A 12,895-nucleotide genomic window follows, 5' to 3' on the forward strand; every position below is an offset into this window, starting at 1 on the left:
AAGAGGCAAGGCCGCACCCGCACGCAGCACCGACGTACAAGCACCGACCCCAGGCTTCGACGAGCTCATGGATTCGTATGCACCGTATGGATCGGATAGAGGTGACCCCGCTGTCTCCGGAAGAGATCGACCACCGACTGCTCGTGGCGCTGCGCGACTGCGGCGCCGACGCGCGGGTCGCCGCCGTCGCCCGCGCCCTCTCCCGCGGCGGCGAGCACGGCGCACTGTGGCTCGCCGCCGGACTCGCGGGAGCCGCGGCCGACCGGCCCCGGCGCCGCACCTGGCTGCGCGGTACGGCCCTGATCGCCGGCGCGCACCTGGCGAGCATGGCCCTCAAGCGGGCCGTACGCCGCCCCCGCCCGCGCCTGACGGACCTCGCCCCGCTCGTCCGCACCGCGGGCGTCCACTCCTTCCCCAGTTCCCACGCCAGCTCGGCCGCCGCCGCCGTGGTGGCGCTCGGCGCGCTGCGGCCCGCCGGTGCGGCGCTGCCGGCGCTGGCCGCGGCGGTCTGCGTCTCCCGCATCGTCGTGGGCGTCCACTACCCGACCGACGTCATGGCGGGCGTCGCACTGGGCGCCCTGACCGCGCGGATGGGCGCGGGCTGGATGCGCGCGGCCGTACCGGCCTCCCCGGGCGGTACCCATGGCTGAGCACACCACCCTCCTGGAGGAGCCGCCGCGGCCCGACGACCCGGCCACCCCGCCCGCCGCGCCCGCCCGCCGGTCGCGCTGGGTGGCGCTGCCGCTGGGTCTGCTGCGCACCACCCGCCCGCGCCAGTGGGTCAAGAACGTGCTCGTCGTGGCGGCGCCGGCCGCCGCGGGCGACCTCTTCCACGGCCGCACCCTGAGCCAACTCGCGGTGGTCTTCGTCCTGTTCACGGCAGCGGCGGCGGCGGTCTACCTGATCAACGACGCTCAGGACGCGGCGGCCGACCGGGCCCACCCCGACAAGTGCCGCCGCCCGGTCGCCGCGGGCGAGGTCCCGGTGCCGCTGGCGTACGCCGTCGGAGGGCTGCTGGCGCTCCTGGTGCCGTTCGCCGCGGCAGTGCTGTGCAACGCCGCCACCGCCGCGCTGATCGTCGCCTACCTCGTGATGCAGCTGGCCTACTGCGTCAGCCTCAAGCACGTCCTGGTCGTCGACCTCGTCGTCGTCACCAGCGGCTTCCTGATGCGGGCGATGTCCGGCGGGCTGGCGCTCGGCATCCCGCTCTCCCGCTGGTTCCTGATCACCGCGGGCTTCGGCGCGCTGTTCATGGTCTCCGCCAAGAGGTACTCGGAAGCCCTCCGGGCGACCGGCGAGAAGGGGCAGACCCGCGCGCTGCTGCGCGAGTACACCGAGGGCTATCTGCGATTCGTCTGGCAGCTCGCGGCCGGCGGCGCGGTCCTCGCGTACTGCCTGTGGGCGCTGGAGAGCGGCGGCAGCAGCGCGGACGTGCTGCCCTGGCGGCAGCTGTCGATGGTGCCGTTCATCCTCGCCGTCCTGCGCTACGCGGTCTTCGCCGACCGGGGCACGGCCGGCGCACCGGAGGACGTCGTGCTGCGGGACCGGACACTGGCTGTCATCGGCGTGGTGTGGATCGGGATGTACGCCATGGCCGTCGCGGACGTATGAGCGAATCACCCACCACCGCTCCGCCGCGTGAGGAGCCCGAACGCGGCGCGCCGGCCCGCCGCGGGCTGCTCGCCGAGATGGCCGGCTTCGCCGTCGCCGGCGCTTGCGCGTACGCCGTCGACCTCGGTCTGTTCCTCTGGCTGCGCGGCCCGGCCGGCCTGGGCCCGCTCACCGCGAAGGCGCTGTCGTTCCTGGCCGGTTGCACGGTCGCGTACGCGGGCAACGCGGTCGGCACCTACCGGGGTGCCACCGCGGGCGTGAGCCGGCTGCGGCAGGCCGCGGTCTTCCTCGCGGTGAACGTGGCCGGCGCGCTGGTCCAACTCGCCTGCCTCGGCTTCTCCCACTACGTGCTCGGCCTGACCTCACGGCGCGCGGACGTGGTCTCCGGTGCGGGAATCGGCATGGCCCTTGCTACCTGCCTGCGTTTCTGGGGTACACGGAGGCTAGTGTTCCGCATTTCCGGGGGCACTCGCCGTAAGACGAGAAGGGCATGAGGCGCGAGAGGGGAACGCCATGGATTGGCTGAGCAAGCTGCCGGTGATCGGACCGGCCGCGACCTGGCTGATGACCACGCACCTCTGGCGCGCATACGAGCGGATGCTGCGGGTCCACTGGACCAGGCTCGCCGCCGCGATCACCTTCACCAGCTTCGTCGCGCTCTTCCCGCTGCTCACGGTCGCCGCCGCCATCGGCGCCGCACTGCTCAGCGACAGCCAACTGCACACCCTCCAGAGCAAGCTCGCCGAGCAGATCCCCGGCATCTCGGGGCAGCTCGACCTCGCCGGACTGGTCAACAACGCCGCCACGGTCGGCCTCATCGCCGGAGCCGCGCTGCTGTTCACCGGCATCGGCTGGGTCGAGGCGCTGCGCGACTGCCTGCGCGCGGTGTGGGAGAAGGACGACGAGGACACCAACTTCTTCGTCAGCAGACTCCGGGACGGCGCACTGCTGCTCGGCCTCGGCGGCGTCGCCCTGGTCTCGGTCGCCTGCTCGATCTTCGCGGCCTCCGCCGTGGGCAGGGTCGCCGACGTGATCGGCCTGCCGGAGGGCGGCATCGGCAGCAGCCTGCTGACCGCCGCCGGCTTCTGCATCGCCGTGCTCGCGGACTTCCTGCTGCTCGTCTACGTCCTGACCCGACTGCCCGGCGCCGAACCCCCGCGCCGCGCCGTCGTGGTCGCCGGCCTCATCGGCGCCATCGGCTTCGAACTGCTGAAACTGCTGCTCAGCGGCTACCTCCAAGGAGTCGCCTCAAGGAGCATGTACGGCGCCTTCGGCACCCCGATCGCCCTCCTCCTGTGGATCAACTTCACCGCCAAGCTGCTGGTGTTCTGCGCGTCCTGGACGGCGACGCAGGACCCGGCGAGCGAGGAGACGGGAGCGGGGGAGGAGCGGGCCGTGAGCGAGGCATCGGGCCCGAGCGCGGGGGACGGGGCCGTGGCGGAGGGAAACGCGGGGACGGAGGCCGACGGAGGCTCGGCGAGCACGGAGGGCCCGGAAGCCGACGACATGCCGTCAGACGATGAGCGGGGCGGGGCGTCGGGCACCGGGCCGGGCGGGCCGCCGGACGGCCCGCCCGCCTCGCCCGGCGGATCGGCCGGCCCGCCCGGCACCTCGCCCGGCCATCGGCTGCGGATGTAACGGGGCGGCCGCGCCAGGGGGGCGGGCTGCCACCTCCGAGGCACGGCCCGCCCGTCGCTTACTTCCGGCGGCGGCCCCGCACCAGGTCCGGCAGCGGCCAGTGCCGGTGGACACCGGCCGCCAGGATGCCCAGCAGCACCACGGCGCCGCCCATGAGCGCCACGGCCGTCCAGGCGCCACCTGTGCCGTTCGCGGAGTCCAGCGCCGCCTGGGTGTGCTCCTTCCCACCCTTCGGGTTCTTCTTGTCGGCGCCGACCGCGGTCGCGTCACCCTCTTCGCTCCGGGGGCCGACCAGCCGCCCGACCGGCTGCACCTTCTCGGCCGCCGCGAAGCCCCAGTCGAGGAGCTTGGCCGCCTCCCGGTACGCCTCGTTGTGCTCCTTCTTCTCCGGGTTCATGACCGTGACGAGGAGCTTGCGGTCACCGTGTTGGGCCACGCCGGTGAAGGTCGCCCCGGCGTTGCTGGTGGAGCCGTTCTTCACACCTGCCATGCCGGGGTACGCCTTGACGTCGAAGTCGCCCACCAGCAGACGGTTGGTGTTCTGGATCCCGAAGCTCTTCCGCTTGCCGTCCTTCCCCTTCTCGGCGGGGAACTGCGCGTTGGGCGTCGAGCAGTACTCGCGGAAGTCGGCGTTCTGCAGGCCCGCGCGGGCGAACAGACTCAGGTCGTACGCGCTGGAGACCTGGCCCGGCGCGTCGTAGCCGTCCGGCGTGACGACATTGGTGTCCCTGGCGTTCAGCTCCTTGGCGCGCTGCTGCATCTGGGCGACGGTGGTCGCCGTGCCGCCGTTCATCGCCGAGAGGGTGTGCACCGCGTCGTTGCCCGAGCGCAGGAACACACCGAGCCACAGGTCATGGACCGTGTAGCTCAGGTTCTCCTTTATGCCGACGAGGCTGCTGCCCGCTCCCATGCCCGCGAGGTCGGCCGGCTTGACCTTGTACGTCTGGTTCTTGCCGAACTTGGGGATGAGCGTGTCGGCGAACAGCATCTTCAACGTGCTGGCCGGTGCCAGCCGCCAGTGCGGATTCTTCGAGGCCAGAACCCTTCCGGACTCGGCGTCGGCCACGATCCACGAACGGGCCGTGATCTGGTCAGGTCCCGGAAGCTTCGGCGCTCCGGCCCGCAACCGGACCTGGACGCCGGGCGCACCCAGCTTATTCCCGCCGACCTGCGACATCTTGGCCGGCGGAGCGGGCGCCGCGGGAGGCTTGGGGCCGTCCTGCGGATCGGCGTAAGCGGTGCCCGCCAGCAGCAGCGGCGACACCAGCAGCGCGGAGGAAGCCAGCGCGGCGGCGGTACGCACGGGGAACGCCGTGCGCGCCGGAGCGGCGCCGGTGGTGGGAGTAGGGGCAGCCGTGGAAGCAGAGAAGGTCGTCGGCACGTCGGTGAACGTACCCGCCCCGGGGCGTGTCGCCGCCGGTACCCCACGGAAGAGTGCCCCTGCCGACCGCCGGATGGAGGCTCTGCCCATACTGGAACTCATGAAGCTCTCTCGCCCCGTCTCCTGGTTCCTGCTCGCCTTCGGGGTCTGGAGCTGGTTCATCTGGATCACTTTCGTCAAAAACCTCTGGAACGACGGGAGCGGACTCGCCTTTGACGACGCGGGTGACCCGACCGCCTACTTCTGGGTCCATCTGGTGCTCGCCGTGACGTCTTTTCTCTTGGGGACGGCGATCGGCGTGATCGGGTTCCGTGGAGTGCGCGCTCTGCGCCGCCGGTCGGCCGACGGCACGCCCGGCGACACGACCGAGCAGTCCGATTCGTCCGCTTCGTCCTCCTCGCCTTCCTCGTCCACCTCCTGAAGAACGGGCACGGGAAGCAGCAGTGATCTTCGCCCTGATCGTGGTGCCGGTCATCGGACTGTTCTTCGGCGTGCACCGCTACCTCTGGTGCCGGCTCGTCCGCGACACCACCACACCCGGCAGCCGGCCCCGCCGGGCCGGCACCGTAGCCGCCTACGTCCTGCCCCTGACGGCCTTCGGCGCCCTCATCTCCGGCCGCTCCGGCGCACCCCTGCCCCTCCAGCAGGCACTGGCCTGGCCCGGCTACCTCTGGCTGGCCCTGGTGCTCTACCTCACCCTGGCGCTGCTGGTGGGGGAAGTCGTACGGGTGGTGTGGCTGCGGGCGTCCGGCGAGCGACGGGTGCCTGGCGGGACGAGCGGCGGCAAAGCGGCTGCGGGGGATCGCGGGACGGATCGCGGAGAGCCCACCGCCCCGGACGCGGCCGACCGCAGTGGCCCCACCGATCCGCGGCCGGAACCGGACGGCCGGAAGGACACTGCTGACCCGAACGGTCGGAAGGACACTGCCGACTCGGACGGTCGGGCGGAGCCCTCTGCCGCGCCCGCCCCGCCCGCCCCGCGGGAGCAGGGCCCGACCCTGCTCCCGCCCCGCACCCCCGCCCTTTCGCCGCTGCCCGCACCACCCCGCCGCGTCTTCATCGCACGGGCGGTCGCGGCAGGCGCGACCCTCGCCGCGACGGCCACCGTCGGCTACGGCGCCGCGACGGCCCTGCGCACTCCGCGGATCAAGCGCGTCACCGTGCCGCTGGCCAAACTGCCGCGCGCCGCCCACGGCTTCCGGATCGCCGTCGTCAGCGACATCCACCTCGGCCCGATCCTCGGCCGCGGGCACACCCGGCGCATCGTCGAGGCCATCAACCGCACCGCTCCCGACCTGGTGGCCATCGTCGGCGACCTGGTGGACGGCAACGTCGACGAACTCGGACCCGCCGCCGCACCCCTGCGCGACCTCCGTGCGCGGCACGGCGCGTACTTCGTCACCGGCAACCACGAGTACTACTCGGGCGCAGCCCAGTGGGTCGACCACGTCCGGGAGTTGGGCGTCCACCCGCTGGAGAACGCGCGCACCGAACTCCCCGGCTTCGACCTCGCGGGCATCAACGACCTCGCCGGCGAACCCGAACACCAGGGCCCGGACTACGCCCGCGCGTTGGGCGGACGGGACACCACTCGCGCCGTCGTCCTGATGGCCCACCAGCCGGTCACCATCCACGACACCGTGCGCCACGGCGTGGACCTCCAACTCTCCGGCCACACCCACGGCGGCCAGATGTGGCCCGTCACCTACATCGCCGAGGCCACCAACCCCACCAACGCCGGCCTGGCGCGCTACGGCGACACCCAGCTCTACGTCACCCGAGGCGCCGGCGCCTGGGGCCCACCCGTACGGGTGGGCGCGCCACCGGACATCACGATCGTCGAACTGGCTTCGCTGCGGGCGTGATCGGCACCCGCAACGGTTGCGGCGGGCAGGTAACAACCCATCAACAAACTGCGGTCGCATGGCGCGCTAAATCGTACACATCCCGACATTCGATCTTGCAACGAAGGTCATCAACTCCCTACTGTTGGCACTCTTTACGCTGCCCATACCGCAGGCTTCATCGGCCTGTGACGTGGGCTAACGGGGGAGTGAAACCAGTGGGTGAACAGTTCAGGGTCGACCTCGACGAGCTGGACAGCGTCGTGCGCCAACTCAAGCATCTTCGAGGCGACATGGACGAGCCCAGCCAGAAGGTGAAGTACAGCACTGCCATCCCGAAGTCAGCGTTCGGCTCCAAATTCGACGAAGCCCATGAGCTTGCCGAGTCGCACGACAAGATGCAGCACTACATGACCCAGGTGATCACTGCGCTCCACGAACTCATCACGGACTTCGGCGACAAGACCGAGCGCAGCCGGGGCGCGTATGAGGACCAGGAGCACGAGACCAAGGCGTCCATGCGGCAAGGCAGCTGAGTCCACAGGTAAACGAACGCCAGACTGACGATCAGGGGGAGGCCATGGTAAGCGGGCCCAAGACGGACGGCACGGACGACTACGAGAAGAAGATCGAAGAGAAGAACCGGAAAGAGATACTCAAAGAGCAATTCGGTTCGCACAAGGTCGTCAAAAAGTCCAGCTCCAACTTTCATCATCACGGGCTCGATGCGCTCCGAGCGATGGTCGAAAACTCCGACGCGGACGCTCTCGAGTCTGCGGGTGATCATTGGCGCGCATCGGCTGACCGGCTTGCCGGCGAAGACGGGCGCGGGGGAATCCGTAAGACGTTCATGGACGCCATCGATCACGCTTCGGCTCACTGGCACGGCACCGCGGCTGCTTCGTTCCGGCGTGAAGCGCTGAAGGTCCTGACCAAGATCGACAGGACCTACGGTCATGCGCGAAACATTGAGACGATGCTGATCGGCAATCGCACGTCCGGTCCGCATGGTGGAGTTGCGCATAGTGTGCGTGAAGCCAAGAAAGCCATGTCGAAAATCGAGGATGCCGGAAGCTTCGAGGGATTCGTCGACCAGAACGGCAAAGACGGCGCTGACGCTCAGTTCCATAAGGACATGGCCGACCCCAAGATGGACGCCAAGATGGCGCTCGAGCTCAACCGGGACAATCTCTCCCTGAGCAAGGAGCGTCAGGTCGAAGCGGTCATCGTCATGGAGGAACTGGCGAGTAATTACCGGGATAACCATGCGGCGATTTCCGATTCCCCCGGACCCGCGCCCGGGCCTGGCCATGACTGGCCTACGGAGCCGAGGCAGCCTTCGTCTCCAGCGCCCGTCAACATGCCGACGCCTGGTGGCCCGCGCGTCAAGCCGTCTAACCTCGCGCCGCACGGGCCGAGCGGCCCGAGCGCGCCGTTCGACCCTCGTGGTGTGAACATCAACCCGTCTCCTCCCGTGAAGACGGGCCTCGACGGCCTCCAGGGCGGCACCATGACGCCGACCAACCCGGGTATTCCCGGCGGCGGTTCCACGGGCGGTGGTGGTGGCCACAGCGCCGGTGGCGGTGGTGGCGGTTCGGCAGGCATGCCCGGAATGATGCCCGGGATGCCCGGCAAGGGCGGCGGAGCCATGGGTGCCGGAGGCGGCGGCCGCGGCGGCGGAGCCATGGGTGGTCGAGCCGGAGCGGGGCGTGCGGGCATGCCCGGCGGCGGTATGGGCGGCGGAGCCGGAGGCGGCGCTGCCGGCCGTGGTGGCGGTGCGGCCGGCCGCAGCGGAGCGCAGGCCCGTACCCGCGGTGGCATGGTCGGTAAGCCAGGTGGCCCGATGGGCGGTACAAAGCAGGGTGGTTCCGGGCTGCACCGCAGCAGCGGCGGCACGAAGGCCGGCACCGGTCAGGGCGGCAAGGGTATGGCCGGAGCCCCCGGGGCCAGGGGGAACGGCAAGGGCGAGAATGAGCGCACCACCAAGCAGCGTCCCGATTACCTGATCGAGGATGAAGAGACGTGGACACCACAACGTAATGTGGCGCCGCGAGTCATCGAGTAAGGCGACAGGACGCCGACGACGCTGTCGGCGTGAGGGGGTGCTCCGCGCGTTCACGGAGTGGGGCACCCCGCGTCCGGCGGTCACATCCGCCCAGAACGGAAGCAATGAGGAGCAAGGCATGAGGGTCACACGAACTCTGCGCGCGACCATCGGTGCTGCGCTGACCGGAGCGCTGTTTCTGACCACGGGCGGCTCGGCGGTGGCGGACCAAACACGGGACGCTCAGTGGCCTTTGACCGCTTTCGGTGCCCAGGACATCTGGAAGCAGAGTACTGGCAAGGGGGTCACCGTGGCTGTCATCGAGGATGCGTTTCGTACCGCCCACCAGGACCTTTCTGGCCAGTTTCTCCCGGGCAAGGACTTTCCCAATGCGACGGGCGAAGCCAGCGCGCCTGTGAAGCCGGGCGGAGACATTCGGGATCACGGTACTGGCATGGTCGGCGTCATCGCTGGGCATGGGCACGGCCCCGGCGGTTCTGCGGGCGTCAAGGGCTTGTCGCCCGGGGTTAAGATCTTGCCCCTGACTGCGGGTAAGAACACTCCGGACGCAACCCGTTACGCGGTGGATCACGGTGCCGACGTCATCAACATGTCGTTCGTGGCGGACCCGAACACGCCGGATATGTGCGAATCCATCCACTATGCGGTGGAGCAGGGCGTCGTCGTGGTTGCGGGTGTCGGTAATGACGGGATGCAGGAAAAGAATCTGCCGGCTGCCTGCCCTGGTGCCATCGGCGTCGGTGCGGTCGATGAGTACGGGAAGGTCTGGGAGGAGAGTAACTACAACTCCACTGTCGATCTTCTAGCCCCCGGCGTGGACGTCCCTGTACTTGCTGGAAAGAGCGATGACGCCTATGGCACGAGCAACGGTACTTCCATCGCCACCGCCTACGTCTCCGCCACAGCTGCCCTGCTCCGTGAGAAGTTCCCTGACCTCACCCCGGGGCAAATTGCCAACCGTCTCGTGAAGACGGCCGGGTTGACGCCCTCGAAGAAGAACCTCGATCTTCCCGACGCCCACTACGGGTACGGCTACATCATTCCCGAGGCCGCGCTCAACAAGGACATCCCCGCCGGCCCCGCACAGGGCCCCCTGCCGATGCCGAAGGGCAAGGCGTCCAAGACGCCCGTCGTCGCCGGCGCGGACAAGGGACAGAACCCCAACCAGCCCATGGGGCCCTCCGACAAGCTCATGCTCTTCGGCGGGATCGGTGTCGGGGCGCTGGTCGTCGTCGGCATTGTCGCCGGTGTGGTGATTGCCATGCGTCGCCGCAACAACACCCGCACGCAGGCCTGGGGCTGAGACCGCGAGGGGCGCATACTCACCCCTCGCGCATGTGACATCTGAGAGAGCTGCCGACCGTTCCCACACGGTCGGCAGCTCTCTTGTTGTTCCAGTGGAGCGGCCGCCGCCGGCTGGGCCGGGAAAAAATCGCAGGACCGACCACCCGCCCCGCTGTTAGTTTCCGTAGCCATGGAGCCCGTAGGTGAGAAGGCCATACGCACGTCGTTCGTGAACTGCTCGAAGGGGGAGGCGAGCAGGATCAACCTGCCCGTGGGGTTGGCCGAGCTGCCCTGGGCGGAGCTGGACTTTCTCGGGTGGCGTGATCCGGGGGCGCCGGACCGGGGGTATCTGGTGGCGCCGCGCGGGGACGAGCTGGTCGGTGTGACGTTGCGGGTTCCGCAGGGGGTGCGGCGGAGTTTCACCAAGACGACGGTGTGCTCGGTCTGTGTGACCGGGCATCCGGGGTCCGGCGTCAGCCTGCTCGCCGCGCGTCGAGCGGGGCCCTCGGGGCGGCAGGGGAACACCGTGGGCACGTACTTCTGCGCCGACCTCGCGTGCTCCCTCTACGTCCGGGGCCGTAAGCGTTCGCAGCTCGCCGGGCGGCATGAGGAGACGCTGCCGCTGGAGGAGCGGATCGCACGGACCGTGCGGAACCTGGATGCCTTTCTGGAGAAGGTCCTTGACGGAAAGCTTGAGGGGAAGGCGGAGTAGGCCCCCGCGGCTTCTCAGTTCTTGCCGTCGCAGCCTTCGCCGCGTGAGCGCGGTTCTCCCGGCGGTGCGACCCGGTCCGATGGGTGGAGCAGGAACTCGCTCAGTACCTCGGTCACTTCGCGCACCAAGGGCCGCAGTACGCGAAAGCGGGAGGCGGCCACCGCGCGCGCGACGAGTGGTGTGGTGCGCTCCACCAGAGCACGGCTGCGGGCGGCCTGCGGTGAGCGGTCGTGGACCCAGTAGAGGACCAGGCCCATCTGCTGGAGCCACAGCAACTGCGGGAGCTGGGAGGCCAGTTCGGCGGCGGGTTTGATGTCCGCGCCGGCCAGGACCTGGCGATGCAGGGCGATGGCGGCGTCCCGCGGGCCCCGCGACTCGTCGGAGAAGGGGCTGAGCGGGCTGGCGGGATCGGCGGCGTTCTTGAAGAACTGGGCGGCGAACTCGTGGTACGGCTCGGCGATGTCCAGCCACGCGAGCAGTACCCCGCGCAGCCGCCCGGACAGGCCCCTCTCGCGGGCGAGGACGTCTTGGACGGCTGCCGCGTGCTCCTCGGCGATCCGGTCGTAGAACCCCTGAACGAGGTGCTCTTTGGAGCCGAAGTAGTAGTACGCGTTGCCGACGGAGACGCCGGCCTCCTGGGCGATGGCGCGCATTGTGGTCCGGTCGTAGCCGCGCTCGCGGAAGAGGCGCAGGGCGGTCTCCAGGATCAGCCGCCGGGTCTGCTCGCTCTTGGCCCCGGGGCCGCTCCCGGGCCCGGCCGCCTTCCCGGTGCTCGTCGTCGCGTCGTCCACGGCACGACCTTAATCGGCGGCCGGCCCCGCCCCCGACCCGGTCCGGTCCCCGTCACAGCCGGTGTGCCGCCAGGAAGTCCGTGATGAGGCCCAGCCACTCGTCCGGCCGCTCGACCATCGGCACGTGGCCGGTGGCGATCTCGGCGTAGGTGGCGCCGGGGATGTGGTCGGCCACATAGCGGGAGAGCGAGGGGTGCAGGAGCTGGTCCCGGGTGGTGGCGATGACGAGGGCAGGTACGGCGAGCTGTGGGAGATCGGCGGTGGTGTCCACGGTCCGTACGAGCGCGGCCTGCTCCGCCGAACCGGGCGGCGGGAGGTCGGGGCTCGGGTCCAGTACGGCTTCCAGCTCTGCCGGCGACAGGCCGTTCAGATACTCAGGGGACAGGCCGCTGAGCGCCCGCACCTGCGCGAAGCCCGCGTAGTCCCCCTCCGCCAGCAGCCGCAGCCACAGGGCGAGCCAGACACCGAGGCGCCGGTCGGGGCGGGCGAGTGCCGACGTCAGGACGAGGCCGCGGACCCGGTCGGGGTGGCGGACGGCGGCCCGTACGGACACGGCGGTGCCCAGCGAGAAGCCGACCAGGGTGAAGGTCTGTAGGCCGGCCGCGTCGGCCTCGGCCACCAACGCGTCGGCCAGGGAGTCCAGCGTCAACGGGGCGGTGGCGCGCGGGGTACGACCGGAGCCCGGGTAGTCGGGCGCGACGACGCGGTGGCCGGAGGCGGTGAGGGCGGGGATGAGCTGGGCGTAGTTGCCCTCGATGCTGCCGGTCGCGCCGTGCGCCAGCAGGATGCCGGGGCCGCGCGCGTCACCCGTTACCGCGGTGGACAGGCGCGGCAGGACGGGCGTGGCGGAGTTGGCCATGTCAGGTGATGCGGCAGCGGAGGCCGGTGCGGGGGAGGAAGCAGCGCCGGTCGCGGGAATGTGTGTCATGGGTAGGAGGTTGCACCTTGACGTCGGTGTGAAGGTCAAGTCGGCGGCGAGCGCGCTCGAAACGCCGTCACTGGACACGTCGAGAAGACATGGGGGATCGGATGAGAATCGGTGAACTGTCGCGTCGCACCGGCGTCAGCACGCGTTCGCTTCGCTATTACGAGCAGCGGGGGCTGCTCGCCGCCCGGCGCGACACCAACGGCTACCGCAGTTACGGCCCCGAGTCCGTCGACACCGTCGCCCGCATCCGCGAACTCCTCGCCGCCGGCATGAACACGGACTCCATCCGTGATCTGCTGCCCTGCGCCCAGGGCGGCCCCGCACTCCTCTCCTGCGCCCTCTCCCGCACCGTGGTGGAGCGGCAGATGGCGCAGCTGGACGGGGAGATCGAGAGGTTGCTGCGTCACCGGGAGGCGCTGGGGGCGTACGAGCGGAGCATGCGGGAGCGCCGCACCCAGGACGAGGCACTGGCGTCGAGGGCACTCCGGTCCGCCTGACAGCTGTCTGCCCGGCCACCACCAACCGGTTCCCCGCCGCCCCGCCGTCCCCTCGCCGCAACCTCGCTCCCTCCACCTCCCCATTCACCCCCGTCTCCACCGACTCGCGCGTTTCGCTTGCGGAACGGGCCGGGGCGACGGATC

At 70.3% G+C, this 12,895-nt stretch carries 14 protein-coding genes; 11 read left to right on the forward strand and 3 right to left on the reverse strand.

The features are described 5' to 3' along the window. Nucleotides 1-77: 77 nt before the first annotated feature. The 4 genes from ACH4FH_RS10710 to ACH4FH_RS10725 all read left to right on the forward strand — a co-directional run bounded on the left by ACH4FH_RS10710 (nucleotide 78) and on the right by ACH4FH_RS10725 (nucleotide 3,249). Nucleotides 78-650 (forward strand): phosphatase PAP2 family protein, encoded by a 573-nt coding sequence (locus ACH4FH_RS10710; RefSeq protein ID WP_398555417.1) that lies wholly within the window; start codon nucleotides 78-80, stop codon nucleotides 648-650. Next, nucleotides 643-1,611 (forward strand): decaprenyl-phosphate phosphoribosyltransferase, encoded by a 969-nt coding sequence (locus ACH4FH_RS10715; RefSeq protein ID WP_398555418.1) that lies wholly within the window; start codon nucleotides 643-645, stop codon nucleotides 1,609-1,611. The genes ACH4FH_RS10710 and ACH4FH_RS10715 overlap by 8 nt, the downstream gene beginning before the upstream one ends. Before the next feature lie 77 nt (nucleotides 1,612-1,688). Next, nucleotides 1,689-2,105: a GtrA family protein gene (locus tag ACH4FH_RS10720; RefSeq protein WP_398555642.1), complete on the forward strand. Its 417-nt coding sequence runs from the start codon at nucleotides 1,689-1,691 to the stop codon at nucleotides 2,103-2,105. Between the two features lie 19 nt (nucleotides 2,106-2,124). Continuing rightward, nucleotides 2,125-3,249, forward strand: a complete 1,125-nt coding sequence (locus ACH4FH_RS10725; protein ID WP_398555419.1) for a YhjD/YihY/BrkB family envelope integrity protein — start codon at nucleotides 2,125-2,127, stop codon at nucleotides 3,247-3,249. Between the two features lie 58 nt (nucleotides 3,250-3,307). Here the strand turns inward: ACH4FH_RS10725 and ACH4FH_RS10730 are convergent, their stop codons facing one another. Next, the gene (locus ACH4FH_RS10730) at nucleotides 3,308-4,720 is read right to left on the reverse strand and encodes a D-alanyl-D-alanine carboxypeptidase family protein (RefSeq protein ID WP_398555643.1); all 1,413 of its coding nucleotides are present in this window, start codon (nucleotides 4,718-4,720) and stop codon (nucleotides 3,308-3,310) included. A 10-nt stretch (nucleotides 4,721-4,730) separates the two neighbouring features. Here ACH4FH_RS10730 and ACH4FH_RS10735 point away from each other — a divergent pair, with 10 nt between their 5' ends. From ACH4FH_RS10735 to ACH4FH_RS10760, 6 genes are all read left to right on the forward strand, one after another. Further along, entirely contained in the window at nucleotides 4,731-5,051 is a 321-nt protein-coding gene (locus ACH4FH_RS10735; RefSeq protein WP_398555420.1) for an SCO4848 family membrane protein, read from the forward strand. Between the two features lie 22 nt (nucleotides 5,052-5,073). Next, nucleotides 5,074-6,495: a metallophosphoesterase gene (locus tag ACH4FH_RS10740; protein WP_398555421.1), complete on the forward strand. Its 1,422-nt coding sequence runs from the start codon at nucleotides 5,074-5,076 to the stop codon at nucleotides 6,493-6,495. Nucleotides 6,496-6,692: 197 nt separating this feature from the next. After that, nucleotides 6,693-7,010 carry a hypothetical protein gene (locus ACH4FH_RS10745; RefSeq protein WP_398555422.1) on the forward strand — a complete coding sequence of 106 codons (318 nt, stop codon included), beginning with the start codon at nucleotides 6,693-6,695 and terminating at the stop codon, nucleotides 7,008-7,010. 44 nt (nucleotides 7,011-7,054) lie between these two features. Then, on the forward strand, nucleotides 7,055-8,539 hold the full coding sequence (locus ACH4FH_RS10750) for a hypothetical protein (RefSeq protein WP_398555423.1): 1,485 nt from the start codon (nucleotides 7,055-7,057) through the stop codon (nucleotides 8,537-8,539). Nucleotides 8,540-8,657: 118 nt separating this feature from the next. Further along, nucleotides 8,658-9,842 (forward strand): S8 family serine peptidase, encoded by a 1,185-nt coding sequence (locus tag ACH4FH_RS10755; RefSeq protein ID WP_398555424.1) that lies wholly within the window; start codon nucleotides 8,658-8,660, stop codon nucleotides 9,840-9,842. A gap of 171 nt (nucleotides 9,843-10,013) precedes the next feature. Further along, nucleotides 10,014-10,535 (forward strand): FBP domain-containing protein, encoded by a 522-nt coding sequence (locus ACH4FH_RS10760; protein ID WP_398555425.1) that lies wholly within the window; start codon nucleotides 10,014-10,016, stop codon nucleotides 10,533-10,535. Nucleotides 10,536-10,549: 14 nt separating this feature from the next. Here the strand turns inward: ACH4FH_RS10760 and ACH4FH_RS10765 are convergent, their stop codons facing one another. Then, the gene (locus ACH4FH_RS10765) at nucleotides 10,550-11,326 is read right to left on the reverse strand and encodes a TetR family transcriptional regulator (protein ID WP_398555426.1); all 777 of its coding nucleotides are present in this window, start codon (nucleotides 11,324-11,326) and stop codon (nucleotides 10,550-10,552) included. A 52-nt stretch (nucleotides 11,327-11,378) separates the two neighbouring features. Further along, nucleotides 11,379-12,254 (reverse strand): alpha/beta fold hydrolase, encoded by an 876-nt coding sequence (locus ACH4FH_RS10770; RefSeq protein ID WP_398555427.1) that lies wholly within the window; start codon nucleotides 12,252-12,254, stop codon nucleotides 11,379-11,381. Between the two features lie 101 nt (nucleotides 12,255-12,355). Here ACH4FH_RS10770 and ACH4FH_RS10775 point away from each other — a divergent pair, with 101 nt between their 5' ends. Further along, nucleotides 12,356-12,751: a MerR family transcriptional regulator gene (locus ACH4FH_RS10775; RefSeq protein WP_398555428.1), complete on the forward strand. Its 396-nt coding sequence runs from the start codon at nucleotides 12,356-12,358 to the stop codon at nucleotides 12,749-12,751. Nucleotides 12,752-12,895: the final 144 nt, after the last annotated feature.

The sequence above is a fragment of the Streptomyces sp. NPDC017993 genome, from assembly GCF_044328065.1.
In the GTDB taxonomy this organism is placed as follows: Bacteria; Actinomycetota; Actinomycetes; order Streptomycetales; family Streptomycetaceae; genus Streptomyces.

Bases quoted from the DNA above. Each gene is read 5' to 3' on its own strand.
- ACH4FH_RS10715 (WP_398555418.1), top strand. From the start codon at position 643: ATGGCTGAGCACACCACCCTCCTGGAGGAGCCGCCGCGGCCCGACGAC.
- ACH4FH_RS10725 (WP_398555419.1), top strand. From the start codon at position 2,125: ATGGATTGGCTGAGCAAGCTGCCGGTGATCGGACCGGCCGCGACCTGG.
- ACH4FH_RS10735 (WP_398555420.1), top strand. From the start codon at position 4,731: ATGAAGCTCTCTCGCCCCGTCTCCTGGTTCCTGCTCGCCTTCGGGGTC.
- ACH4FH_RS10755 (WP_398555424.1), top strand. From the start codon at position 8,658: ATGAGGGTCACACGAACTCTGCGCGCGACCATCGGTGCTGCGCTGACC.
- ACH4FH_RS10710 (WP_398555417.1), top strand. From the start codon at position 78: ATGCACCGTATGGATCGGATAGAGGTGACCCCGCTGTCTCCGGAAGAG.
- ACH4FH_RS10775 (WP_398555428.1), top strand. From the start codon at position 12,356: ATGAGAATCGGTGAACTGTCGCGTCGCACCGGCGTCAGCACGCGTTCG.
- ACH4FH_RS10760 (WP_398555425.1), top strand. From the start codon at position 10,014: ATGGAGCCCGTAGGTGAGAAGGCCATACGCACGTCGTTCGTGAACTGC.
- ACH4FH_RS10730 (WP_398555643.1), bottom strand. From the start codon at position 4,720: ATGGGCAGAGCCTCCATCCGGCGGTCGGCAGGGGCACTCTTCCGTGGG.
- ACH4FH_RS10720 (WP_398555642.1), top strand. From the start codon at position 1,689: ATGGCCGGCTTCGCCGTCGCCGGCGCTTGCGCGTACGCCGTCGACCTC.
- ACH4FH_RS10770 (WP_398555427.1), bottom strand. From the start codon at position 12,254: ATGACACACATTCCCGCGACCGGCGCTGCTTCCTCCCCCGCACCGGCC.
- ACH4FH_RS10750 (WP_398555423.1), top strand. From the start codon at position 7,055: ATGGTAAGCGGGCCCAAGACGGACGGCACGGACGACTACGAGAAGAAG.